The 21,075-nt window shown below is 67.0% G+C and carries 25 protein-coding genes; 14 read left to right on the top strand and 11 right to left on the bottom strand.

The features are described from left to right. Positions 1–52: 52 nt before the first annotated feature. The gene (locus F6X38_RS21860) at positions 53–1,531 is read right to left on the bottom strand and encodes a catalase (protein ID WP_246191490.1); all 1,479 of its coding nucleotides are present in this window, start codon (positions 1,529–1,531) and stop codon (positions 53–55) included. A gap of 711 nt (positions 1,532–2,242) precedes the next feature. Here F6X38_RS21860 and F6X38_RS21855 point away from each other — a divergent pair. Then, positions 2,243–2,575 carry a hypothetical protein gene (locus F6X38_RS21855; RefSeq protein WP_150973605.1) on the top strand — a complete coding sequence of 111 codons (333 nt, stop codon included), beginning with the start codon at positions 2,243–2,245 and terminating at the stop codon, positions 2,573–2,575. A 134-nt stretch (positions 2,576–2,709) separates the two neighbouring features. Here F6X38_RS21855 and F6X38_RS23755 read toward each other — a convergent pair whose 3' ends face one another. The 4 genes from F6X38_RS23755 to F6X38_RS21840 all read right to left on the bottom strand — a co-directional run bounded on the left by F6X38_RS23755 (position 2,710) and on the right by F6X38_RS21840 (position 5,432). Continuing rightward, positions 2,710–2,946, bottom strand: coding sequence for a DUF1003 domain-containing protein (locus tag F6X38_RS23755; RefSeq protein WP_202618054.1), 237 nt, complete (start codon positions 2,944–2,946; stop codon positions 2,710–2,712). Then, positions 2,943–3,176 carry a hypothetical protein gene (locus F6X38_RS23750; protein ID WP_202618053.1) on the bottom strand — a complete coding sequence of 78 codons (234 nt, stop codon included), beginning with the start codon at positions 3,174–3,176 and terminating at the stop codon, positions 2,943–2,945. The genes F6X38_RS23755 and F6X38_RS23750 overlap by 4 nt, the downstream gene beginning before the upstream one ends. A gap of 61 nt (positions 3,177–3,237) precedes the next feature. Continuing rightward, the gene (locus F6X38_RS21845; RefSeq protein WP_150973604.1) at positions 3,238–5,199 is read right to left on the bottom strand and encodes an AI-2E family transporter; all 1,962 of its coding nucleotides are present in this window, start codon (positions 5,197–5,199) and stop codon (positions 3,238–3,240) included. 11 nt (positions 5,200–5,210) lie between these two features. Continuing rightward, positions 5,211–5,432 (bottom strand): hypothetical protein, encoded by a 222-nt coding sequence (locus tag F6X38_RS21840; protein WP_150973602.1) that lies wholly within the window; start codon positions 5,430–5,432, stop codon positions 5,211–5,213. A 116-nt stretch (positions 5,433–5,548) separates the two neighbouring features. On the opposite strand from F6X38_RS21840, the gene F6X38_RS21835 reads away from it, so the two are divergent. The 12 genes from F6X38_RS21835 to F6X38_RS21780 all read left to right on the top strand — a co-directional run bounded on the left by F6X38_RS21835 (position 5,549) and on the right by F6X38_RS21780 (position 15,004). Then, complete coding sequence (locus tag F6X38_RS21835) at positions 5,549–5,737, top strand: hypervirulence associated TUDOR domain-containing protein (RefSeq protein WP_150973600.1); 189 nt, start codon at positions 5,549–5,551, stop codon at positions 5,735–5,737. A 31-nt stretch (positions 5,738–5,768) separates the two neighbouring features. Then, a complete protein-coding gene (locus F6X38_RS21830; RefSeq protein WP_246191489.1) occupies positions 5,769–6,713 on the top strand; it encodes a cation diffusion facilitator family transporter in 945 nt (314 codons plus the stop codon). Positions 6,714–6,839: 126 nt separating this feature from the next. Further along, a complete protein-coding gene (locus F6X38_RS21825) occupies positions 6,840–8,348 on the top strand; it encodes a helix-turn-helix transcriptional regulator (protein ID WP_246191488.1) in 1,509 nt (502 codons plus the stop codon). 123 nt (positions 8,349–8,471) lie between these two features. Continuing rightward, entirely contained in the window at positions 8,472–8,654 is a 183-nt protein-coding gene (locus F6X38_RS21820) for a CsbD family protein (RefSeq protein ID WP_150973594.1), read from the top strand. Between the two features lie 4 nt (positions 8,655–8,658). After that, complete coding sequence (locus tag F6X38_RS21815; RefSeq protein ID WP_150973592.1) at positions 8,659–9,111, top strand: YsnF/AvaK domain-containing protein; 453 nt, start codon at positions 8,659–8,661, stop codon at positions 9,109–9,111. Between the two features lie 4 nt (positions 9,112–9,115). Further along, a complete protein-coding gene (locus F6X38_RS21810) occupies positions 9,116–10,159 on the top strand; it encodes a YsnF/AvaK domain-containing protein (RefSeq protein WP_150973590.1) in 1,044 nt (347 codons plus the stop codon). Between the two features lie 61 nt (positions 10,160–10,220). Continuing rightward, positions 10,221–10,754: a YidB family protein gene (locus F6X38_RS21805; protein ID WP_150973588.1), complete on the top strand. Its 534-nt coding sequence runs from the start codon at positions 10,221–10,223 to the stop codon at positions 10,752–10,754. 88 nt (positions 10,755–10,842) lie between these two features. Continuing rightward, positions 10,843–11,832 (top strand): PhnA-like protein, encoded by a 990-nt coding sequence (locus F6X38_RS21800; RefSeq protein ID WP_246191487.1) that lies wholly within the window; start codon positions 10,843–10,845, stop codon positions 11,830–11,832. A 113-nt stretch (positions 11,833–11,945) separates the two neighbouring features. After that, positions 11,946–12,974 carry a DUF3618 domain-containing protein gene (locus F6X38_RS21795; RefSeq protein WP_150973586.1) on the top strand — a complete coding sequence of 343 codons (1,029 nt, stop codon included), beginning with the start codon at positions 11,946–11,948 and terminating at the stop codon, positions 12,972–12,974. A gap of 19 nt (positions 12,975–12,993) precedes the next feature. Beyond that, the gene (locus F6X38_RS21790; RefSeq protein ID WP_150973584.1) at positions 12,994–13,653 is read left to right on the top strand and encodes a hypothetical protein; all 660 of its coding nucleotides are present in this window, start codon (positions 12,994–12,996) and stop codon (positions 13,651–13,653) included. Positions 13,654–13,667: 14 nt separating this feature from the next. Next, positions 13,668–14,063 carry a phage holin family protein gene (locus tag F6X38_RS21785; protein ID WP_150973582.1) on the top strand — a complete coding sequence of 132 codons (396 nt, stop codon included), beginning with the start codon at positions 13,668–13,670 and terminating at the stop codon, positions 14,061–14,063. Then, entirely contained in the window at positions 14,060–15,004 is a 945-nt protein-coding gene (locus F6X38_RS21780) for a hypothetical protein (protein WP_150973580.1), read from the top strand. Before F6X38_RS21785 ends, F6X38_RS21780 begins: the two co-directional genes overlap by 4 nt. Positions 15,005–15,315: 311 nt before the next feature. Here the strand turns inward: F6X38_RS21780 and F6X38_RS21775 are convergent, their stop codons facing one another. Then, the gene (locus F6X38_RS21775; RefSeq protein ID WP_150973578.1) at positions 15,316–16,176 is read right to left on the bottom strand and encodes an NmrA family NAD(P)-binding protein; all 861 of its coding nucleotides are present in this window, start codon (positions 16,174–16,176) and stop codon (positions 15,316–15,318) included. Between the two features lie 92 nt (positions 16,177–16,268). Here F6X38_RS21775 and F6X38_RS21770 point away from each other — a divergent pair, with 92 nt between their 5' ends. Next, positions 16,269–16,661 carry a winged helix-turn-helix transcriptional regulator gene (locus F6X38_RS21770; RefSeq protein WP_425482906.1) on the top strand — a complete coding sequence of 131 codons (393 nt, stop codon included), beginning with the start codon at positions 16,269–16,271 and terminating at the stop codon, positions 16,659–16,661. 244 nt (positions 16,662–16,905) lie between these two features. Here the strand turns inward: F6X38_RS21770 and F6X38_RS21765 are convergent, their stop codons facing one another. From F6X38_RS21765 to F6X38_RS21745, 5 genes are read right to left on the bottom strand one after another with little or no spacing between them, the layout of a single operon-like run. Further along, complete coding sequence (locus F6X38_RS21765) at positions 16,906–17,265, bottom strand: DUF1622 domain-containing protein (RefSeq protein ID WP_150973576.1); 360 nt, start codon at positions 17,263–17,265, stop codon at positions 16,906–16,908. 19 nt (positions 17,266–17,284) lie between these two features. Next, entirely contained in the window at positions 17,285–17,770 is a 486-nt protein-coding gene (locus F6X38_RS21760) for an MgtC/SapB family protein (RefSeq protein WP_150973574.1), read from the bottom strand. Beyond that, positions 17,763–18,839 carry a sodium:calcium antiporter gene (locus F6X38_RS21755; protein WP_150973572.1) on the bottom strand — a complete coding sequence of 359 codons (1,077 nt, stop codon included), beginning with the start codon at positions 18,837–18,839 and terminating at the stop codon, positions 17,763–17,765. The genes F6X38_RS21760 and F6X38_RS21755 overlap by 8 nt, the downstream gene beginning before the upstream one ends. Beyond that, the gene (locus F6X38_RS21750) at positions 18,839–19,855 is read right to left on the bottom strand and encodes a Brp/Blh family beta-carotene 15,15'-dioxygenase (protein ID WP_150973570.1); all 1,017 of its coding nucleotides are present in this window, start codon (positions 19,853–19,855) and stop codon (positions 18,839–18,841) included. Before F6X38_RS21750 ends, F6X38_RS21755 begins: the two co-directional genes overlap by 1 nt. Next, complete coding sequence (locus F6X38_RS21745) at positions 19,852–20,700, bottom strand: bacteriorhodopsin (protein ID WP_150973568.1); 849 nt, start codon at positions 20,698–20,700, stop codon at positions 19,852–19,854. Before F6X38_RS21745 ends, F6X38_RS21750 begins: the two co-directional genes overlap by 4 nt. Between the last annotated feature and the right edge of the window lie 375 nt (positions 20,701–21,075).

The following is a 21,075-nucleotide window of genomic DNA, read 5'->3' as shown; positions in this document are numbered from 1 at the left end:
CGTCGTCGCCAGGAGGCGCTGCTGGTCCTGCGGGCTTTGAGGGTTCGTCCGCCTAAGCCGGCACCTCGTCGATCGAGACCGGCTCGCGGACCGCAACGCCGTTGGTTTCCCGACGCAGCCGGGCCATCTCGGGATAGGCGCGCAAACGTGCGCGCTGCACGGACCCGAGCGGGCGATGATCCGCGAGGCAGTGCGATACGCTGAACGAGAGATTGTCGACGAATTCCCGCCGCGCCTCGCTGTAGGCCTCCTGCCTGGGCAGGCGCAACCGCGCCACGGTGCGGTAGGGGCTCTGTTCTTCGGGCCATTCGACGCTGGCGTCCTCGACTGGCATCGTGTCGAGATCGGTGCAAAGCTGCACCCGGATCTCGAACTCGGCGTCGTTGTCCCGAAGGTACGAGACCGTCGCTGTCCGCAGCGCATCCGGGTCGTCGTGATCGATCGCCTTGCGGGCAAGCCCTCGCTGCGTCGGTGCTACGGGTACGACCGCGATCTTGGCGACGTAACTGCCGTAGCGCATCGGCGCCTGCGTGAAGTAGGCCTCTGCCATCGGATGCACTCTGGAGTGCCCGAAGAAGTCCAGTGTCGAGCTGTCGGCGCCGACGCGATGTAGCACCTTGTTGCCGGCCCGCGATACCGACGAAACCATCGCCTTGAGTGCGTCCGGGATCTGCGGCGCGTGTTCCAGCATGCGATGGTTCATGAGAAACTGGGCGGCGGTTCCGACCGCGAAGCGGTTGCCGGAATCGAGCACGAAGTCCTGCGTCGCTTCGGTATGCCCCTGAAGCTTCTCGCCCTCGACGTCGAGGACCTTCAGCGCTAGGCCGCGCTGCGTTCCGACCGCATCGCTGTCCAGTTCGCCCGGAACGTTGGCGAGCCGGGCGATCACAGGATAGCGCTTGCCCGGCTTGAACAGTCCCTGCGCCAGCGGCTCCGGCAGGTCGTCCGCGACGGTCAGCTCGCCGACCGCGATGCCATGCGCCTTGGCGTGCGACACCCGCACCGCCTCGCCGTACTTCGCGTGCGTGCGCTCGTGCAGACGGTGCAGCGAGGCGAGGATCGCATCGACCGTCTCGGCTTCGTCCGCCGGGATGCTCTCGACGGTGTCGCTGTATCGGACGAAGGCCCGAGGAGACGGTAGAGGAAGGTAGGTCGACGTCGGCGTGTATTCGGCCTTCTCGGGTCCGAGCGAGCGTTGCGCATAGAGAAGGTCGAGCGCGACCACTGGCGCGACTGCCGCAGCAGCCAGCATGGTGCGATGCCGCTCAGGATTGTCTGTCCGCATCCCCTCCGCCAGGAGAAGGCCGTCGAGGGCATCGCCCGCGACACGCGTCCACAGCCACGCCTCCGGGTTCTCGGCCGCCAGGATGAGAACGCCGGACGCGATCTCGCGCAGCCCGAAGACTTGCAGCAGCGTCTCGCGTCCCTCAAGCCCGGTTGCCCGTGCGACGGAACGGGGCGCCAGCAACTCCGCAACCCCGAGCCCGATGCCGAACCAGGCAAGTCCGCGAGCGACGTCGCGAGAGTTCATCGCTATGGTTCCTCGGGTTCCGGTGATCGTGTCGCTGCGTCGTGAGAACCCTGACCGGGCGGTGCTCGATCCCGCTGTCTTTCGTAGCCGGCAACCGCTGACCAAAGCTAAATCAGGACGTTCGTCGTCGCGGACAGCGGTTCAGCGTCGCGAGACGCATCGCCTGCACCGTCCAATGCGCTATCGGCGAGCAGTCGCCACGCTCGTTCCGATCGCAGGAACCTGTCCCGAACGTTCGGCAGGGGCGCGAATTGCGCCTTCCTGCGGGCTTCGTTGGCGAGCTTGTCACACAGGCCGCGTGGCGGTGATCGCAGGGACATCGACATGCTCCGCAAGCGGGTTGCCGCAAACGACATGCAGCGGATCGCAGAACTGTCCAGAAGCTCAAACCATTGCGAGCTAATGGCCTTCCAGCTCCAAAATGGCGGGGCTGTTGATCGCTCCAGACAGTAACGTGCTCGCCGCGTTCGTCTGTTCAAGCCGTCAGTGCATCGACGCTTGCTTCCGCCGATACGGGTTTCAGAATGGTGGGGATATTCGAAACGCGAACCGGTAGAATGCGTCGATGTTCGCCTCGGGCCGTAGGCGATCTGTTTGCCGGACCAGCATTCTCTGCGACTTGGTACGAATGCGCACCGCAACGCGCAGACGTCGCGGTCATTTGGCTGCGGACGGCACCGAAGTTCATCCCGGCCGTCAGAGTTGACACCAATGAAAGAGCTGGTTCGTCGGTCGATCGCCTACGCAGCGGGACTGCAGATTGCCGATCGCCGCGCTCAAATCGTGCTGAGCCGCCAGGGCCGTGACCGATCGCGGATGTCCGAGGATCTCGACGAGCGGACGGGCTGTCGCCTCTCGGCCATGCGGACCCGAAGGTTACTGGTTCACGATCCCGACACCCGCATCCTTTTCGACCATCACGGCTCGCGCTTCTCCGGGTGGGTGGAGCAATCCGGCCAGCGTTATTCCGGCAAGGTGTCCGGCGATGTCGTGACGATCTACGACAATGCTGTCGGAGCGCATTTTCGATATCAGCTGGAGTAGGGCGACGGTGGCCTGAGCGACTTTGACCACCGCTTCACCTGATATTGTGCTGCCATCGCCGTGCCTGGCAAGCCGTCCGACTCCGAGTAGCGTCTGGAAAGGGCGGCGCCGAGTTCCGGCTGAGACAACCCAACCTACTCCAGTTCGAGCCCGTTCAGTCGTTCCAGCGTTTCGATGGGATCGCTCGAGCGGGCCATTTCGGCCGCCTCGACGTCGATCCGGGAGGGCAACATCGGGCTGTCCCGCCGCTGCTCCTCCAGTAGCGCAATGACTTTCGCGATCTTGCGCTCGTTGAGCAACGATATTTGCAGCGTCAGCTGCGAGCGCTTCTCCGCCAACTTATCCTGATGGCGCTGCGTGGTCAGGATCAAAAGGCGACCATGAACGCCGCGACGGTCGCGAAGAAAGCGAGGTCCGGAAACGGAAAGCCTTCGAGCGGATGGTAGCCGAGCCGGCTCGCGACATAGTTCCCAACCATCCAGACGATCACTACGGCGAGGATCGATGCCACCGAGGACGGACGACCGAGAAAGTTCGTCAGACGGTTCGCGGCCTTCTGGATGCGGGGCGTGGCACGATCGTGTTCGTCGTAAAGCTGCACCAGTCGCTCAACGGTTTCTTCAACCTGATCCGAGCTGCGTCGTTCGGCGTCCATGGAAGCGTCACGCAGCCCGATGAACTGAGGTCGACGAACCCGGCGCTGTGGATGTCGCGGCCTTCAGGCAGGTTTCCACCGCCTCCCGGAGCGACGTCGTATAGTAGTCCGATCCGATCGCCTTTCGCATCTGCTCGTCCCGCAAGACTTCGGCTTCCGCCGGCCAAAGTCCGACCAGGATCGCAATCTTTGGAAAGCGTTTGCGCAGACGTCCGATCAAATACCTTAAATGCGCAGGATTGCCGCTGATCTCCAGGTAGCTAATGCAGATCAACACGATGCCGGCCGGATCGAGCGTCGCGATCCCCTCGCGCGACGCAGCCTCGTGCGGGATCACCCTCGCTCCGAGGCCATGTTTGTCGAGCAGCTGAGCGAGGATGGTCGAGGCCGCCTCGTCGAGCGGACCGCGACCTGCCAGGCACATGATCGGCGTGGCGCCGTCCCAGCCAGGCGCCCGCGCCGCTCTTTCCGGCGGATGTTCGGGCGGGCTGTTCGCTTCGACATCCTTCTCGGATTTTGAACTGCCCGCCGCGGCTTCCGCCCTCTCGTCAGGCGCCGGCTCGACGTCGTCGTAGTCGGCGAGTTCGTGCACGAGGCTGCGGATGCTGCGCTTGATCCGCTCCAGCTTCTCTTGCCCCAGCACACCGCGCTGGGCGTCGTTCGCGGCGAGTTGCAAGCCTTTCAACGCGACTTCGTCGTAGTAGCCGGTCAGCGAGCGCTGCTTCAGCAGCAGCTCGGCCTGCTCCTGTGCCTCGTCGGGATCGTCGGCCAGCATGCGCTGGTAGAAGTTCTCGACCGGCGTCAGCGCGGGCCGGTCGCCGAGCAGCACGTCGAGGAACTCCAGCCGATCGACGTAGCGGCCGAGAATCACGAGGCAGAGCGTCAGGGGCGTCGACAGGATCAGCCCGATCGGTCCCCAAAGCCACGTCCAGAAGATCGCCGCGACCACGACGGCGACCGGCGACAGACCGGTGGAATGGCCGTAGACGAGCGGCTCGACCACCTGACCCGTGAGGGCCTCGCAAACGACGAACAGCCCGGCTGTCCAGATCACCAAGGACCAGTTCGGATCGACGGCCGCGGCCAGCGCGACGGGCAGCGCGGCGGCGATGATCGCGCCGACATAGGGCACGAAGCGCAGCAGCGCACCGAGGATGCCCCAGAGGATCGGCGAGGGTATGCCGATAATGGTCAAGCCGATCGCCACTACGACGCCAAAGGCAGCGTTGATGCCAAGCTGCGCGAGAAAGTAGCGGCTCAGCCGGCGGGCGGCTTCGTCGAGCGCGATCGTCGTTCGATGCAGATCGCCCGATCCAAACAGTCGGATGAGCCGATCGCGCAGATCCTCCCGCTGCAGGAGGATGAAGACGGCGACGATGAAGATGATCAGCGTCGTCTCGACCGGGGCCAGGACCGGTTCGGCGATCCGCCGGAGGAGTTCGACCTGGTTGTTGTCTTCCTCCTGAATGGTCACGGGAACGGGTTGGTCGCTCGCGCGTCCCAGCCTGCCTGAGGACGCCGCGTCCGGGTTGGCGGGCGTTGGCGCGGGCTCGACGTGGCGACCGACCCGCTCGGCAAGGCTTGTCAGGCGCCCGACGGTTGCCGCCTGGACGGTCTGGACCTTTCCCTCGATCGTCGCGACGTAGCCGGGCAGGTTCGGCGCGAGGCTCGCAACCTGAATGCCGATGACGCCCCCGAGGGCGCCGAGAACCCCGAGGCCGACGACGACCGCCATGAGGACGGCGAGGACGTTCGGGAACCGCATCCGACGCAGGAGACTGACGAGCGGCGCGAGGACGAAAGACAGAAGTACCGCCAGAGTGATCGGAACGAGCACCTCACGGGCGAGATACAGCGCCGCGACCACCACGACGCCCACCGCCAACGATAGCAGTCCGCTGGTGCTCGGCGTGCCGGCCGGCGCCACGGAAGCGGGGGCAGATGGTGTCGGCCGAAGTTCCTCGGGCATCCGTTCTCCTTCTATGGTTCAGCCATGGTCGACGGACCGTCCGCAACCTCATGGATGCCGGTCGACAGCGAAGGTTGCGGCGGCGCCCGGTTCGTCGAGAGGCTTTCAACGTTGCCGAACATGGTTTGCAACGTTGTCGCCTGCATCGCGGCACAGTGATCAACAGGACGCAGGTCGTCCTCCAGCCGCAGGGCTGAATGATCTTCATCCTCCGAACGGCCCGTCTGGGGCAACGCCGGCCTCGTTTTGCCGGCACTCGGGTTTCGCGTCGCGCCGCGGGGAACGACATCCGCTCGTCGGGCTTCATCAACGGCTTCGGACCGATCTGTCCGACACGCGGAGGACCACGATGGCGAAGACGTTGAAGAGCGGCGACAAGGTGTCCTGGGACTCCTCCGGCGGACACTCCACGGGGCACGTCGTCAAGAAGGACGCGGCGAAGGGCAAGGGCTTGCAGGACGACCCGAAATACGTCGTCGAGAGCGACAAGTCCGGCAAGAGGGCGTCCCACAAGGCAAGCGCACTGAAGAAGGGCTGAAATGCCGGAGGCGGCTGGCGAAGGCCGCAGGGTGAGAGATCGCGCCGGCAAATCGCAACTCGTCATCTACGGCGCGCTCGCCGCCAATGTCGGCATCGCGATCGCCAAGTTCGTCGCGGCGGGGCTCACCGGCTCGTCGTCGATGCTGTCGGAGGGCTTCCATTCCACGGTCGACAGCACGAACGAACTGCTGCTCCTCTACGGCGAGCACCGGGGGCGCCGGCCGCCGGACCGCGCGCACCCGTTCGGCTACGGCCGCGAGATCTACTTCTGGAGCTTCGTCGTCTCGATCCTGATCTTCGCGATCGGGGCGGGCCTGTCGGTGTTCGAGGGCTACGCGCACATCCGCGCGCCCGAGCAGCTTTCCGACCCGTTCGTGAACTATGTCGTGCTCGCCGTCGCGTTCGTGCTCGAAGGCACGTCCTGGATCATCGCGGTGCGGAACCTTGGCCGCACCAAGGGCGATCGGGGCTGGTGGGAGGCGATCCGCCGGTCGAAGGACCCCTCGACGCTCGTCGTGGCGTTCGAGGACGCCGCCGCGCTCGTCGGCATCGCCCTGGCGGCGGCGGGCGTCTACGCCAGCCACCGCCTCGACGAGCCGCGGATCGACGGAGCGGCCTCGATCGCCATCGGCATCGTGCTGGCGGTCGTCGCGATGCTGCTCGCCCGCGAGGCGAAGAGCCTTTTGATCGGCGAGCCGGCGGACGAGGCGCTGGTCGCGCGGGTGACGGCCGTCCTCGACGGGCACGCCCGGATCACGGCGGTCAACCACGTGCGCACCATCCACACCGCGCCAGACGAGGTGTTCGTCGCGGCCAGCGTCGATTTCGACGACAGCTTAAGGATGGGCGAGGGCGAGACGCTGATCGAGGCGCTGGAGGCGCGGCTGCGCGCCGAGATGCCGGAGCTCACCACGATCTACATTCGGCCCGAAAAGCGCGAAAACGACGACGTCGAACTGCACGATCCCGCCTGACCAGAGGTGGCGCACTTGGCAGATCGCCATGCTTCTCGGCTCCGCGCGTTTGTTCTCACTTGACGTTGAAGTCGTTGCAGCGAACGCGACTTGCCCATGGACGTCGTACTCGGCGGGAGAGGCAATGTGACCGACCATTCCGCCGCCTCGCTTCGATCGACCAGCGCGAACGTCCTGCGCGAGATCGTCGTCGGCTTGACGGAGGGCGTCATCCTGATCGATCCCGACCAGACGCTGCTCTGGGCGAACGCCGCGGCGCTCGACATGCACGGCGTCCTGTCGACTGACGAACTCGGTCCGACCGTCTCGGACTACCGCGAGCGCTTCCAGCTGCGCTACCGCAACAACCACCCGGTCGAGCCGGGCGGCGATCCGATCGAGCGCGTGGTCGGCGGCGAGGCCTTCTCGGAGGTCATCGTCGAGGTCGCCAGAGCCGGCGCAGCCGAGCCGGAATGGGTTCACAAGATCCGCAGCCTCGTGATCCGCGACGAGAACGGCGCGCCGGAATGCCTCGCGCTCATCCTGCAGGACGCGTCGCTGCGTTTCGAGGCCGAAGAGCGGTTCGAGCGGGCCTTCGGCGCCAACCCAGCCCCGGCGCTGATCTGCCGCCTGTCGGACCAGCGCTTCGTCAAGGTCAACCAGGGCTTCCTCGACATGACGGGCTTCGAGCGCGAGGCGATCGTCGGACGTTCGGTGTTCGACTTCGACATCTTCGCCAACGCGACGGATCGCAAGCTCGCCAAGGAGCGGATCGTCGAAGGGCGTCCCGTGCCGCAGATGGAGTCCGAACTCGATCTGCCGGACGGGACGTCGAAGCTGGTGATCGTCGCCGGCCAGCCGATCGAGGTGAACGACGAGGACTACATGCTGTTCACCTTTGCCGACCTCGAGCCGCGGCGGAAGGCGGAACGGCTGGCGCGACAGAGCGAACAGCGCTTTGCGCACGCCTTCCGCATGGCGCCCGTTGCGATGGTCGTCACGTCGCTGAAGGGTCACGAGATCATCGATGCGAACCGAGCCTTCAACAGCATGACCGGCCATGACGACGAGGCGACCGTCGGTCTGCGGCCCGGCGAGCTGGCCTTCTGGGACACGCCGGCAACATGCCGGCGTTTCGAGCAGGTAATCGAGGCGTCAGGCGGCCTGCACAACGCGGACGCCAAGGTTCGCACCAAGGCGGGGGACGTACTCGATTGCTTGGTATCGGCGGCGGCGATTACCGTGGAGGACGATCCGCGCGTGCTGTGGGTGATCCAGGACATTACCGAGCGGCGTCATTCCGAGCTGGAGCTCGTCACCGCGATCGAGACGGTGATGAAGGATGCCAGTTGGTTCAGCCACAGCATCGTTGCGACGCTCGCCAACCTGCGGGTCCAACCGCTCGGAACGCCGCCGAGGGAAGTTGCTGCGTTGACGAAACGCGAGATCGAAGTCCTTCGCGTCATCTGCGAAGGTCTCGGCGACGCGCAGATCGCCGATCGGTTGTCGATGTCGCCGAACACGGTTCGCAATCACGTGGCCCGCATCTACGCCAAGATCGGGGTCAACCGGCGCGGTGCTGTAGTGGTCTGGGCTCACGAACATGGCTTGGCGTCGAACTCGCCATCCAGCCAAATAAACAAACCGTTAAAATAGTAGTATTCTACCTTATCAGCTGAGCATTCCTGCTCTGTTGGTGGCCGGCGCGCTGCCCATCTCTCGCCGCATCGAACCAACCGCCGCCGTGCGGTCCGGTTCCGGCAGGAGGAAGCAGCAGCGATGGACAAGAACCGCATTGAAGGCGCGGGCAAGCAGGCCGCCGGCTCGATCAAGGAAGCCGTCGGCAAGATCACCGGCAACCGGGCGACGGAGGCTGAGGGCGCGGCCGAGAAGGCCGCCGGCAAGGTCCAGTCCGGCGTCGGCCGAGCCAAGGACGGCGTTCGCAGCGTTCTGAAGCGCTGACGCCATGTCGGTTGACCGGGACGGCTCGATGTCGCCGGCTCGACCGCTCGAGGCCGCGGTCGGCGAGCGGTCCGACACCGTGATCGACGTCGTCGAGGAGACGGCGCGGATCGACAAGGTCGAGCATGTCACCGGAACGGTTCGCGTCCAGCTTGTCACCGACACGGTCGAGGAGACGTTGCGCGACGCCGTGTCGAAGCGGAGCGTCAGCATCGAGCGTGTTCCCGTCGACCGGATGATCGACGCGGTTCCCGAGCCTCGCCTCGAGAACGGCGTGACGATCCTGCCGGTCGTCGAAGAAAGACTGGTGGTGGAGAAGCGGCTGTTCCTCGTCGAGGAAGTCCACATCCGCCACGAGACGACGTCCGAGAACGTCGCGATCCCCGTCACCCTTCGCCAGCAGCGCGTCGTCGTCGAGCGATCGAGCGACGAGACAAACCCAACCGAGGAGGAATGAGCTTATGTCTCTCAACACCACGTCCACTACCAGCCGCCAGACCCTGACGGCCTTCTTCGACAGCCGCAGCGACGCGGAAGCTGCGATCGAGCGCGTCGTCGATGCCGGCGTGTCGCGCGACGAGATCCGGCTGGTCGAAGGCACCGATTCGTCGGCCACCGCAACGACCACGACGACGACCACCGAGCCGGTCCACGAGCGCGGCTTCTTCGAGGCGCTCGGCGACTTCTTCCTGCCGGACGAGGACCGACACTCCTATGCCGAGGGCCTCAGCCGCGGCGGCTACCTCGTCAGCGTCTCGACCACTGATCACAACCGCGATGCGATCCTCGACATCCTGGATGACGAAGGCACGGTCGACATGGACGAGCGCGAGTCGACTTGGCGCTCGGAAGGCTGGTCCGGCCAGTCCGCCGGCTACGATGCGGCGGCGGTCGGCACGTCGAGCGCGGTCGGCTATGGATCCAGCGACAGCCTCGTTTCGCGGGACGACGTCGAGACGCGTCCGGTCGGCACGACGGGGACGGGTGCGGCGCAGCTGTCCGGTTCGGCTGCGGAGACGACGAACCTGCGCGGCGACGCCGGGGTCCGGGACCGCGACGGCACGATCGAGGTCGTCGAGGAGAACCTCAAGGTCGGCAAGCGCGACGTCGCCGGCGGTCGCGTTCGGGTGCGCTCCTACGTTCGCGAGGAGCCGGTCAGTGAGAACGTGTCGCTGCATTCGGAGCACGTCGAGATCGAGCGGCGCCCTGTGGACCGGCCTGTCGAAGCCGGCGACGCGGCCTTCCGTGACCAGACGCTCGAGCTGGAAGAGCGGGCCGAAGAGGCTGTCGTGTCGAAGGAAGCGCGGGTGAAGGAGGAGATCGACCTGCGGAAGGTCGGCACCGAGCGTACCGAGACCGTCTCCGACACGGTGCGGCGCACGGAAGTCGACATCGAGGACGAGCGCCGCAACCAGTCGCTGAGCGAAGACGAGGTTCGGCAGCAGTCGGCGCGCCGGACCGGCACGCTCGGCCTGCCGTCCGGGGGCACCGACAAGAAGCTCTGAGCATCGAAGTGGCCGGCGGGACGATCCGCCGGCCGCCTTCCTCCTTCGAAGGATACGAACGATGGGACTTCTCGATCAGGTCATCGGCAACGTCATCAACTCGCGCATGGGCGGCCAACAGGGCGGCATGGGCGGCGGTCTTGGCGGCATGCTCGGCGGCGCCTTGGGCGGGGGTGGCCTCGGCGGTGGCGGCATGGGCGGGATGGGCGGCGGTTCGTCGCCGCTCGTCATGGCGCTGATGGCGCTGCTCGGCTCCGGTGCGCTCGGCGGCGGAGGCGGTGGCCTTGGTGGGCTGCTCGGCGGCATGACCGGCGGCGGCATAGCCGGCGGCCTCGGCGGCTTGCTCGAACGCTTCCAGCAGAATGGCCACGGCAGCATCGCCGACTCGTGGGTCGGCGACGGCGAGAACCAGCCGATCGCGCCGCATCAGCTGAACCAGGCACTCGGCCAAGACACGGTCGACCAGCTGTCGCAGCAGACCGGCCTGCCGCAGGGCGACCTCCTGCAGCAGCTATCCCAAGTCTTGCCCGACGTCGTGCACGGCGTCACCCCGAACGGCCGTTTGCCGACCGAGGCCGAAGCCTCGCAGTGGTAGGCGCGCGTCGCGCCTTCCATTCATTCGATCACCGACGCTGGACGTCGTCCTCGCGGACGGCCAGCCGCACAACGAAAGACCATCGACCATGAGCGACTTCACCAGCGTATCCGGGACGCTGCCGCGCGATGCCTTTCGAACGGATGCCGTGCGCACCGCGGCGCCACTCGACGCGAACCTGCTGACCGGCCCGACGCTCGAGGACGACAGGCGCGTCGAGCTGATGAATAGAGTGTCGTGGGGTGCAATCTTCGCCGGCGTCGTGGTCGGGCTGATCACGCAGGTGCTCCTGACCATGCTCGGCGTCGGGATCGGCATCGCGACGCTCGATCCCGGCACCGGCGACAACCCGGCCGCCTCGACCTTCTCGATCGGCGCCGGCATCTGGTACGTCCTCAGCGGCATCGTCGCGGCTTACGTCGGCGGCTACGTCTCCAGCCGCATGTCCGGCAAGACCGTCGCGACCACCGGGGCGCTGCACGGCCTGACGACGTGGGCGTTCACGACGCTCCTTGTTCTCTACCTTCTGACCAGCGCGGTCGGTGGCATCGTCGGCGGCGTGTTCTCGGGCGTCACCTCGACGCTCGGTGGCCTCGGAAAGACCGCGGCCCACACCGCGGCCCCGGCGCTCGCCAACTCGAACCCGCTCGACGCGATCACGAGCCAGATCCAATCCACCGGCACCGATCCGCAGGCGCTGCAGGTCAACGCGGTCAACGCGGTCAACGCGGTCCGCGGTCTTCTGACCGGCGACGAAGCCGGCAAGGACCAGGCCCGTACCCAGGCGGCGCAAGCGCTCGCTAAGGCCCGTGGCATCCCAGAGGATCAGGCGCGGACGCAGGTCGCCGACATCGAGAAGCGCTATAACGACACCGTTGCCTCAGCGAAGCAGAAGGCGACCGACGCCGCCGATACGGCTGCTTCGGTGGTCTCGAAGGGTTCGCTTCTCGCCTTCGTCGCGCTCGTGCTCGGCGCCATCGCCGGCTGGCTCGGCGGACGCTCCGGCGTCGTCCACCCGGTCTACGCCGACCGCATCGTCCCGACGCGGCGGGCGACGGTCTCCACGCGGAACGACTGAAGGCTGCTCGCGCCGCAACCTTCCTGCCGCTCGACCAATTCCTTGGTCGAGCGGCGCTGGTCGGAACACTTCACTTCGCCGCCTCCGGCAACCGCAATGGATGAACCGACGCCATGACCGACCGAGCCGTTCCCGAACTGCAGCCGAGCAACATCGACGAGGCCGAAGCGCAGTCCGAGCGGATCCGCGCCGACCTCGCCGGCACGGTTGGCGAACTGCGCCGCCGGCTTTCGCCGAGCAGCATCCGGGACGACGTCACGAGCCGCGTCGTCCATTCCGGACAGGACAGGTTGGCCAAACTCCAGAAACTGGCGCAGGACCATCCGTTGCAGACCGCTGCGATCGGAGTCGGCGCTGCCTATCCGCTGCTCGGCATGTTGCGCCGCCTTCCGGCTCCCTTCCTCTTGATCGGCGCCGGCGTAGCCCTCGCAAGCCGCGGCGTTGGCCGAACCTCGGGGGACGGCACCGCCGCTCCCGCGTCCGCTCGCACTTCCGCTGCCGGTTCTGCCGGCAGCGTTTCGTCCGCAGCTGGCACAGTGGCGGATCGAGCCAACGCAGTCGTATCGGACGCGGCGCAATCGGTGAGCGACGCCGCCGTGTCCGTGTCGGATCGGGTATCTGCTTTCGGGAAAGGGACGGGAGACGCCGCGAGCGATCTCGCGAACGCCGCCACCGAGTTCGCCGGTGAGACCTACGAGAGCGGCGTGCGAGCGGCATCCGCCGCCGGCGATCGCATGGCGGCGTCCGGGCGTCAGGCCCGCAACGGTGTGCTGGAAGCCGTCGACAAGAACCCGTTCGTCGTCGCTGGGCTGGCGGCTCTCGCCGGTGCGGCCGTCGCCGCGCTGTTGCCGTCCAGCCGAACCGAAGCGCGCCTGTTCGGGGAAACCAGCGACAATCTTAAACAACAGGTCAAGGCGACGGTCGATCACGGTATCGACGCCGTCGCGGAAGCCGGCGGGCGCGTGCTCGACGATACGCTAGAGGCGGCCAGCGAGCAGGGCATCGGCCCTGACGAGGCGAGGCACGCCGTCCGGGACGTCGCCGAAAAGGTCGGCGCCGTCGTGGACAAGGCCGTCGCCAGCGCGACGTCGAGCGAACCGGAACCACCCAAGTCGCAGTCCGGCGCCTCCAACCCCAGCTGAAGCTCGAGGTATCGAAACCATGTCAAACCCGACCGACAACCCCGACACCGGCGTCAAGCTGACGACGACGCCGCCAGAAGCCAATAAGAGCGCCGATCTGAAGGCTGACGCCGGCAAGCCGGGCGAGCCGAAAGCCGATACGAGGAAGCCTGCCGCCGCGAAGGCGAAAGCGGAGGCCGCCGACATCGGCAGGACCGCGTCGGCCGCCGCAGACGAAGCGAAAGCCTCGGTGGCCGATCTCGCCGAGAAGGCCAAGCAAGGGTTCTCGGAGGCGACCGAGCAGGCCCGCGGCATGGCCGAGGACCAGAAGGCCGCCGGTGCGGACCGGGTCAAGGGGATCGCCGGTGCGATCAACCGGGCGGCGGACGAACTGGAAGACGAGATCCCGCAGGTCGCGCGCCTGGTGCGCTTGGCGGCGGGCGAAGCCGAGCACTTGGCCGACGAGATCCGCCGGCGCGACCTGACCGACCTCGTCGGCGTCGTCCACGACTACGCTCGTCGGCAGCCAGCGGTGTTCCTCGGGGTCAGCGCGCTCGCGAGCTTCGCGGCGGTGCGCTTCCTGATGACCTCGGCCGAGAAGCGGGCGACGGCGGCGCGGACGGCGGACGGCGGGGCGGCCTATCCGACGCGGTCGCAACCCGCCGGCACGCCGGGCACTCGCGACTTCCGCGCCGGCTGACGACGGAGCACGAGATGACGATGCCCGCCGACGACCGGTCCTTCTCGGACCTCGTTTCTGATGCCTTGGCGCAGGTGAAGGCGCTGTTTCGCAGCGAGGTCCAGCTCGCCAAGCTCGAACTGTCGAACAAGGCCGTCAGGGCGTCCATGGCCGTCGCCTTCCTGGCGGCCGCTGCGGTGTTCGGCATCGCGACCGCCGTCATGCTGCTGATCACCATCGCGGCCTTGCTGACGGCGGCGGGCGTCAACGCCGCCGCGTCCTCGGTCATCGCGACTCTGGTCGGCGCCGCAGCGGCTGGCCTCCTGGCGTGGCTCGGCCTTCAGCGACTGAAGGCCGACACCCTCGTGCCCGAACGAACCCTGCGCCAGGTCGGGAAAGACCCGATGGCTGCGAAAGGACAGGCAAGATGAGCGATGCGCGCACCCAGAGAACGCCTGTGAGCACCGGCAGGGTGAGGGTCAACGACATTCCCGTCGAGCCTCGGACCTCACGGCCTGAGACGAGTACCCCGGCTTCGCGCGGTTTCGTGGAAGGGCTGACGGAGGCGGTTCGGGCCAACCCCGCCTCGGCAGCCCTCATCGGCATCGGCGCAGCTTGGCTGTTGACTGGGGGAGCGAACGTCTCGCTCCTTGGTGGGAGCAAAAGGGCGAACCCGTTCCGGTTCGGTCGGTCGGCGCGGTACAACGCGGATCATCATTTTGCGGACGAAAGCGCTGCGTCGGGGATGTCGTTCAAGTCAGCCTCGGCCGGCGGCTCCGGGACCTCGCCGGTTGACACCGTCGGATCACCGGCCGAACGCGTCGGGAGCGCCGCGTCGGCGGCGGCGACGCACGGATCGAGCGGGTTGTCCGCAGCCTACGAAGGTTTGGGATCCGCCGCCGGCCGCGTCGGCGAAGCGGCGTCCAATGCCGGTTCGTCCGCCTACGACGCTTCGAGATCCGTCGCACGTGGTGCACGCGCGCAGACCGAGAACCTGCAGCAGACGCTCGGCGAGTTCTTCGAGGACAAGCCGCTGGCGCTCGGCATCCTCGGCCTGGCGATCGGTGCCGGTCTCGCGGCGGCCTTGCCCCGAACCGAGATCGAGCGGCAGTTCATGGGCGAGGCCAGCGACGCGGCGAAGGAACACGCAAGCTCCATCGTCGCGGCGAAACTCGACGATGCGAAAGCTGTGGCGGGCCAGATCTTCGATCAGGTTTCCGGCGAGGTCGAAGCGCAGGGACTAAGCAAGGACGGACTAACTGCCACGGCTCAGACGTTGGGCGACAAGCTCTCGACGGTTGCCGATGCAGCTGCAAAGAGCGCCAAGAGCGAGGTCGAAGGCAAGGGCGGCTCCGGAGGTACGGCGGCGTAGGCTGAGGTTGGAGATCAGATATTCATCAAACTGATCGTCGAAACTTTCATGCGTTGGTCCGTAAGACTGCATGGCACCATTGCTTTCGACAGGTAAGTCAACGTCGGCGCTGAATGCATCTGCTACGTCGGCTCCCGAACATCACAACCTCGCCTACCTCGACATGAACGGGTCGTGTTCGGACTTGATCGAACCTCGGACTGAGGCGCGATGGGGCGGTTTCCGCCGATCACAGCCGCGGCAACTCTCCGCGTGGTTCGCGCCCGGCCGCCTGGGTATGGTGATCAGCGGCCGGGCGCAGACCCATGCCGCTACCCTGCGAGGGCGGCGGCGACGGTCTCGCGCATCGGCGTCGTGGGTCGGTCGATCAGGCGGCTGAGGGTTCGGCCGTCGTCGAACAGCGTGTCGTTCCGCGCCACGTTGTCCTCGTCGGCGAGCGCGTCGGCGAGCGCCTCCGGCAGGCCAGCGCCCGCGAGGACGCCCTTGTAGTCCGCTTCGGGCAGATCCCGGTAGGCGATCTCCTTGCCCGTCTGCCGCGACAGTTCGGCGGCGAACTCGGCGAGCGTGTAGCCGTCGTCGCCGGCCAGCTCGTACACTTGTCCCGCTTGGCTCTCCGCCGACAGGAGCACGGCCGCCGCGGCCGCCGCGTAGTCGGCCCGGACCGCCGACGAGAACCGACCCTCGCCAGCGGAGCCGACCATGGCGCCGTGCTCCAGCGCTGGCTGGAGGCCCATCAGGTGGTTCTCGGTGTACCAGCCGTTGCGCAGGATCGCGGCCGGCACGCCGGACGCCGCGATCGCGTCCTCGGTCGCCTTGTGCTCGCGGGCGAGCTTCGCCGGCGTCGTGTCGGCGTGGAGGATACTCGTGTAGGCGAGAAGCTCGACGCCCGCCGCCTTCGCCGCATCGATCGCGGCTCGGTGCTGCTTCTCGCGGACGCCGACGGCGCTCGACGAGATCAGCAGCACCTTGCCGATGCCCTCGAAGGCGGTGCGCAGCGTGTCCGGGCGGTCGTAGTCCGCCTCCCGCACCTCGACGCCCTTCGCCGCGAGGTCGGACGCCTTAGCCGGATCGCGGACGGCGGCGACGACGTCGGCTGCCGGAACGGTTTCGAGAAGCGCGTCGATGACGAGGCGGCCGAGCTGGCCGGTAGCTCCGGTGATGGCGTACCGCATGAAGAGGCTCCGGTTGGAAGGGTTGTCTTGCCCGATCCCGGATAACCGAGTAGCTTACGTTAAGGAAGTACGCACGCCGAGGTAAGCGTCAGGTGTCGATCGCGGACATATCGAAGCCGGAGTCGATGTTCGAGCGGGTGGCCCGTGGCGACCTCTTCGAGCCCGGCTGCCCGTCGCGATCGGTCATGCTGCACATGACCAGCCGTTGGGGCGTTCTGGTTCTGATTGCCCTGCAGGGCGGCACCCATCGCTTCAGCGAACTCCGTCGCAAAGTCACCGGCATCAGCGAGCGCATGCTGTCGCAGACCCTGCAATGGCTGGAAGGCGACGGGCTGGTCGTCCGCCGGTCCTATCCGGTCGTGCCGCCGCATACGGACTACACGCTGACGCCGCTCGGTGAAGGGGCGGCGGAGAAGGTCGCCGCGCTCGCCGACTGGATCGAGGCGAACATTCACCAGATGAAGCAAGCCAAGACCTCAAAGTGAAACTGAGGAGCTGGGCGTCTTGAGCACCGAAGGAACAGAATGTAGCGGCGCGACTGCGACGTCCTTTCAGGTAACCTGAGCAGCTGCGTCACACGACGAGGCGCAACCATCCGAACCGCCGCGATGGGTGGAAGAACGAATCCGCTTCCGCGGGAAGGGCGGTGGCTTGGTCGTTTGCGGACTGATACAAGCGCGGTGCGCTGATTGAGCGTCATCCGGGTACGGATGGACGATCCCGGCTCCTTCAACTGGCCGCCTTCCCGACTTTTTGCCACGGCCAGCGTCCCTCGATCTCGACCTCCAGCGAGAAGCTGAGGAAGGTGCGGATCAGGACGATGCCGGCCAAGACGAGAAGGCTCTGGATCGTTGGCTCGACGGCCACCGTGTTGATGATGTCGGCCGCGACCAGGAACTCTAAACCGAGCAGGATGGACCGACCGAGGTTCGAGCGCACGCTCGCGAACAGCACGTCGCGAGGTGCAGCGTTGCTCAACAGCCGAAGCAGGAACAGCCCCAGCGCGCCGAACGAGCCGACGACGATGATCGCGGTGCCGACGATCTCGACGGCCCGCGTGACGAGGTGGATGGCGTCGGCCTCGGTCATCGGTATGGGCTCCGTCGCGTCACGGTCGCTCCTCCATATCGCGCCGATCCGCCTCCTCGTCGGTGCCGCGGGCATGTTCACGGATGCGGCGCTCGATCGGACCGCCGACAAGAAGCACGAACAGTCCCAGCGTCACGCCGCCCGCGATCAGCGGCCAGACCGCGAGCGCCGCCGCCGTTCCCATCGCCGCCGACACCCAGATGCTGGCCGCCGTCGCGAGGCCGTGGACCTGTTGGCCGCTCGACCCATGCAGCAGCGCCCCGGCCCCGATGAAGCCGACGCCGGACAGAACGCCCTGCACGACGCGGCCGGCAGCGTCGGCGTTCATCTGCGGCAGGCCGCTGTTCGTGATCGCCAGCACCGCGATGCAGCTCGCCAAGCCGACGAGGCTCAGCGTCCGGAAGCCCATGATGGCGCGGTTCTGCCGCGAGCGCTCGAAGCCAAGCACCGCGCCGCCGGCGGTGGCCACGATCAGGCGCAGGAGCATGTCCAGCCCGTCAGGCATGTTGGAGCGCGATCGCGAACAAGCCCATGGTCCCGACGGCGTAGAGGACGAGCACGGCCAGCGAGTCGATGCCCATGCCGAGAATGCGGCGCTTCGGGCGGAAGATCAGGCCGGCGAGGTAGGCGCTGGTGAAGAGCACCGCGAGACCGGCGAGGTAGATGTCGGTGTCCTGCGCCTCCGGCAGCACAGCCTTGCCCGAGATTAGCGTCGCGAGCAGGAAAAGGACGGGCAGGAAGGCGTTGCCGCCGAAGATGTCGCTGATCGCGAGCTGGTAGTCGCCGGCCCGCGCCGAGGTCAGCCCGGTGGAGAGCTCGGGCAACGATGTCGCCGCGGCCAGGACGGTCGCGCCGAACAGGACGCCGCTCATGCCGATGTGGTCGGCGATGCCGTCGCCGGCGCGCTCCAGCACGACGCCCGCCACCAGTGTCACGACCGCCGCGACGAGGAAGACGATCGCCGTCCGGACGGTGCTCGTGCCTTTGCTGGTCGCGTCCTGCTCGGCTTTCGCTTGCGAATGGCCCTTCGGCTCGCTTTGCGTGTCCGGCGCGTCGCCGGCGCTGTCGTGCCAGGGCAGGCCGCGGTTCGCCCGCCCGATCAGCCAGACGCCGAGGATCCAGATCAGCGCGATCGCGAGCGCGTCCCGCCCGACGCGGGCGTAGACGAGCGAGGCGGGCAGTTGCGTTCCCATGATCGCGACGATGAGGACGGCGACGACCAGCAGACCCTCGATGACCAGCGTCAGGCTGGCGGCCTTGTAGGTCAGCGGCATCTTCTCCCGGACGCCGAACGCGTCGAGCGCGACGAGCACCACGGTTTGGATGCCGATGCCGCCGAGGATGTTGCCGACCGCGACGCCGATGTTGCCGCTCGCAGCCGCGCTGGCGGTGATCGCGAGCTCGGGCAGGTTGGTGGCGATGGCGAGCAGGATGACGCCGCCGAGCGCCTGTCCGAGGCCGAACCGCTGCGACAGGACGTCGGTCGTGTTCGAGAGCTGGACGCCGGCAACCCAGATCGCGACGGCCGCCGCCGCGAAGATGGCGAGAAGTGGAAGGAGTGACAGGGACTGCATCAGTTGCCCGGCTGTCTCCGGACCAGGTTGGACGTGCACAAGCTAGCGGCGCGTTGCGCGTTGAGACGATATTCGAGCCACATGTGCGGGACGGTGAGCGCACTGAGGAGCAGGAAGACGGAGCGCAGGACGGCGGGCGTCCAGTCGTCGGCCTGCTGGAAGACGAACAAGGCGACGCCGATCGCCATAGCGGCGATCGACAGGGGCATGGCGGCCTTCAGCTCGCGCCCGATCGCAGCGCGTGGGTCCGGCGCCTCGCCCTCTGTGGCCTCCAGGAGCGCTCGCGGCGCGTGGAACAGCGCGAAGTAGAAGGCAAAGGCGAGGAGCGGCGGCACGGTCGCGAACAGCAGCACCAGCGCAGCCGTTGCGCTGAAGGTGCGTCGCGCCTCACCCAGTCGGGCGCCCTGCGGCTCGAGAAGGGCTTGCACGCACTCGACGCAGAGCGCCGCTACCCAGGTGACCGCAACCGGTCCGGTCAGAAGAGCTAGGATCGTCGCCGCGTCCCGCTCGCCGACGAGCCAAGCGAACAGCTGCGCGACTTCGTTCGGAAAGGCGAGCGCCGGCAGGACGATCGGGATGCCCCCATGCGCGAAGATCGACAAGCGCGGAAAGCGGCTCGCCGGGTCGCGGTCGCACTGGCCGAAGTGAACCAGCGAGATCAGCAAGAAGCCGGACAGGGCGAGGAAGGGCGCGAGCCACCACAGCAGCAGAGTGGCCGTGAACAGCGCGGCGTAGCAGCCGAGAAACGGCACGAACCACAACCGGCCGTACCGGGGCGCGAACAGCCGCTTGCCGTCTCGCCCATCGAGCGCGCCGTGCGGCAGTCCGACGGCGACAGCGGGAACGAGCAGGACCAGCTGAGTTTCCCGGCTCGGCAGCCCCGTCAGCCCGACCGCGACGCAAACCGCCAGGAACACAAGCGAGGCGAGAAGGGCGTGGCCGTCCCGGAGGTCTTGAAGGTCGTGCGGCCGGACGGACCGCGCTTGCTCAACCTGCTCTCTTTCCGAGATGCTCACGTCCGGCGCCTGGTGCCGACGGGTCGCTCGTTCGGCTCGATCGCCTCGCCGCCGACGATCTCGTTGCGGTCTGGAGCGCGGACCTCGTGGAAGGCTCCCGGGGCCGGACGAAGGTCCGGCTCGGGGATGAGCCCGGCGGCGAGCTCGCGGGCGGCCTTGCGCTTGGTCTCCAGCAGCGAGAAGATGCCGTAGCCGACCTTCGCGACGATATCGAGGATCGTATAGGCGGCGGCGGTCGGGACGTCGCCCATGAACAGCGTGCCTTCCGTGCCGAGCAGGAACACGACCGGGTAGAGAAGCCAGACGATCGACAGGATCGTCGCGTTGGTCCGGAAGATGCTGGCGGCCTCGTCGCTGGTCTTCCGCGCTTCCTCCCGGAACAGCCCCCAGATGCCGATGTAGACGAAGGCGAAGGCGGCGCAGCTCACGAGATACCACAGCCACTTCTGGCTGGAGCCGACCGGGCTGAGGCCGGCAAAGAGGCCGGTGATGATCATGTAGCTGTCGGCGAACAGGACGCCGAGCAACGCCGCCCAGCGCCGGAAGGGCGAATGCATGGCCGTGAGACCTAGCCCAAGCAGCAGCATCGGCGTCGTCACCGACCAGTCGATGTAGCGGGCGAAGTAGAAGTCGCGCCCGTTGGGACCGCCGTCGGCCAGGTGGATCGCGCCGTCGCCCGTCGCCATCACCAGGTAGGAGGCCATCGCCGCCAGGCAGACGAAGAGGTGCAGGAGGTAGTGGTTCTCGACGTCGCGGGTGCGCGGCCCCCAGCCGATGACGAGCTGAACCGCGGCGCCGATCGCCATCGCGATCGCGCCGATCCAAAGCCAGGCGTTGACGGTCATGAATGTCCCCTCGCTGTGAATGCCAGAGGCGAACAGCGCAAGTTACGCTGCGTTCCTGCGGCAAACTGCCAAGATGAGAAGCTGGCTATCCTCGAAAGGACAGTCTCGCCGCAGGTGTCAGCGAAGCATATCACCAGACTATTCGAACATGACGATTCGTATCCATGCTCGATGAACGCCGCTCAGTCAGCGAATGATTTTCGATTAGCTGAGTATAGATCGCCAGCAAAGTACTCGTCGTGGAACGCATCTTTCGTGCGCTGCCTTCGGCGTATGGGCTCGTCGATCGGCCCATGCCATTCCAGAGGAGCCGACCCCCGTGTTTCACCACCAGAAGGAGACGGCCTACCACTGCAAGCCGGAGCGTCCGGATCC

It is taken from the genome of Plantimonas leprariae (genome assembly GCF_008802405.1).
GTDB lineage: Bacteria > Pseudomonadota > Alphaproteobacteria > Rhizobiales > Rhizobiaceae > Plantimonas > Plantimonas leprariae.
This window is presented reverse-complemented; position numbering and strand designations above follow the sequence as displayed.

Excerpts from the sequence above, each read along its gene's own strand:
- F6X38_RS21745 (WP_150973568.1), bottom strand. The coding sequence starts at position 20,700 with ATGACCGTCAACGCCTGGCTTTGGATCGGCGCGATCGCGATGGCGATC.
- F6X38_RS21820 (WP_150973594.1), top strand. The coding sequence starts at position 8,472 with ATGGACAAGAACCGCATTGAAGGCGCGGGCAAGCAGGCCGCCGGCTCG.
- F6X38_RS21810 (WP_150973590.1), top strand. The coding sequence starts at position 9,116 with ATGTCTCTCAACACCACGTCCACTACCAGCCGCCAGACCCTGACGGCC.
- F6X38_RS21775 (WP_150973578.1), bottom strand. The coding sequence starts at position 16,176 with ATGCGGTACGCCATCACCGGAGCTACCGGCCAGCTCGGCCGCCTCGTC.
- F6X38_RS21800 (WP_246191487.1), top strand. The coding sequence starts at position 10,843 with ATGAGCGACTTCACCAGCGTATCCGGGACGCTGCCGCGCGATGCCTTT.
- F6X38_RS21805 (WP_150973588.1), top strand. The coding sequence starts at position 10,221 with ATGGGACTTCTCGATCAGGTCATCGGCAACGTCATCAACTCGCGCATG.
- F6X38_RS21755 (WP_150973572.1), bottom strand. The coding sequence starts at position 18,839 with ATGCAGTCCCTGTCACTCCTTCCACTTCTCGCCATCTTCGCGGCGGCG.
- F6X38_RS21760 (WP_150973574.1), bottom strand. The coding sequence starts at position 17,770 with ATGCCTGACGGGCTGGACATGCTCCTGCGCCTGATCGTGGCCACCGCC.
- F6X38_RS21815 (WP_150973592.1), top strand. The coding sequence starts at position 8,659 with ATGTCGGTTGACCGGGACGGCTCGATGTCGCCGGCTCGACCGCTCGAG.
- F6X38_RS21790 (WP_150973584.1), top strand. The coding sequence starts at position 12,994 with ATGTCAAACCCGACCGACAACCCCGACACCGGCGTCAAGCTGACGACG.
- F6X38_RS21795 (WP_150973586.1), top strand. The coding sequence starts at position 11,946 with ATGACCGACCGAGCCGTTCCCGAACTGCAGCCGAGCAACATCGACGAG.
- F6X38_RS21780 (WP_150973580.1), top strand. The coding sequence starts at position 14,060 with ATGAGCGATGCGCGCACCCAGAGAACGCCTGTGAGCACCGGCAGGGTG.
- F6X38_RS21765 (WP_150973576.1), bottom strand. The coding sequence starts at position 17,265 with ATGACCGAGGCCGACGCCATCCACCTCGTCACGCGGGCCGTCGAGATC.
- F6X38_RS21855 (WP_150973605.1), top strand. The coding sequence starts at position 2,243 with ATGAAAGAGCTGGTTCGTCGGTCGATCGCCTACGCAGCGGGACTGCAG.
- F6X38_RS21860 (WP_246191490.1), bottom strand. The coding sequence starts at position 1,531 with ATGAACTCTCGCGACGTCGCTCGCGGACTTGCCTGGTTCGGCATCGGG.
- F6X38_RS21785 (WP_150973582.1), top strand. The coding sequence starts at position 13,668 with ATGACGATGCCCGCCGACGACCGGTCCTTCTCGGACCTCGTTTCTGAT.
- F6X38_RS21845 (WP_150973604.1), bottom strand. The coding sequence starts at position 5,199 with ATGCCCGAGGAACTTCGGCCGACACCATCTGCCCCCGCTTCCGTGGCG.
- F6X38_RS21835 (WP_150973600.1), top strand. The coding sequence starts at position 5,549 with ATGGCGAAGACGTTGAAGAGCGGCGACAAGGTGTCCTGGGACTCCTCC.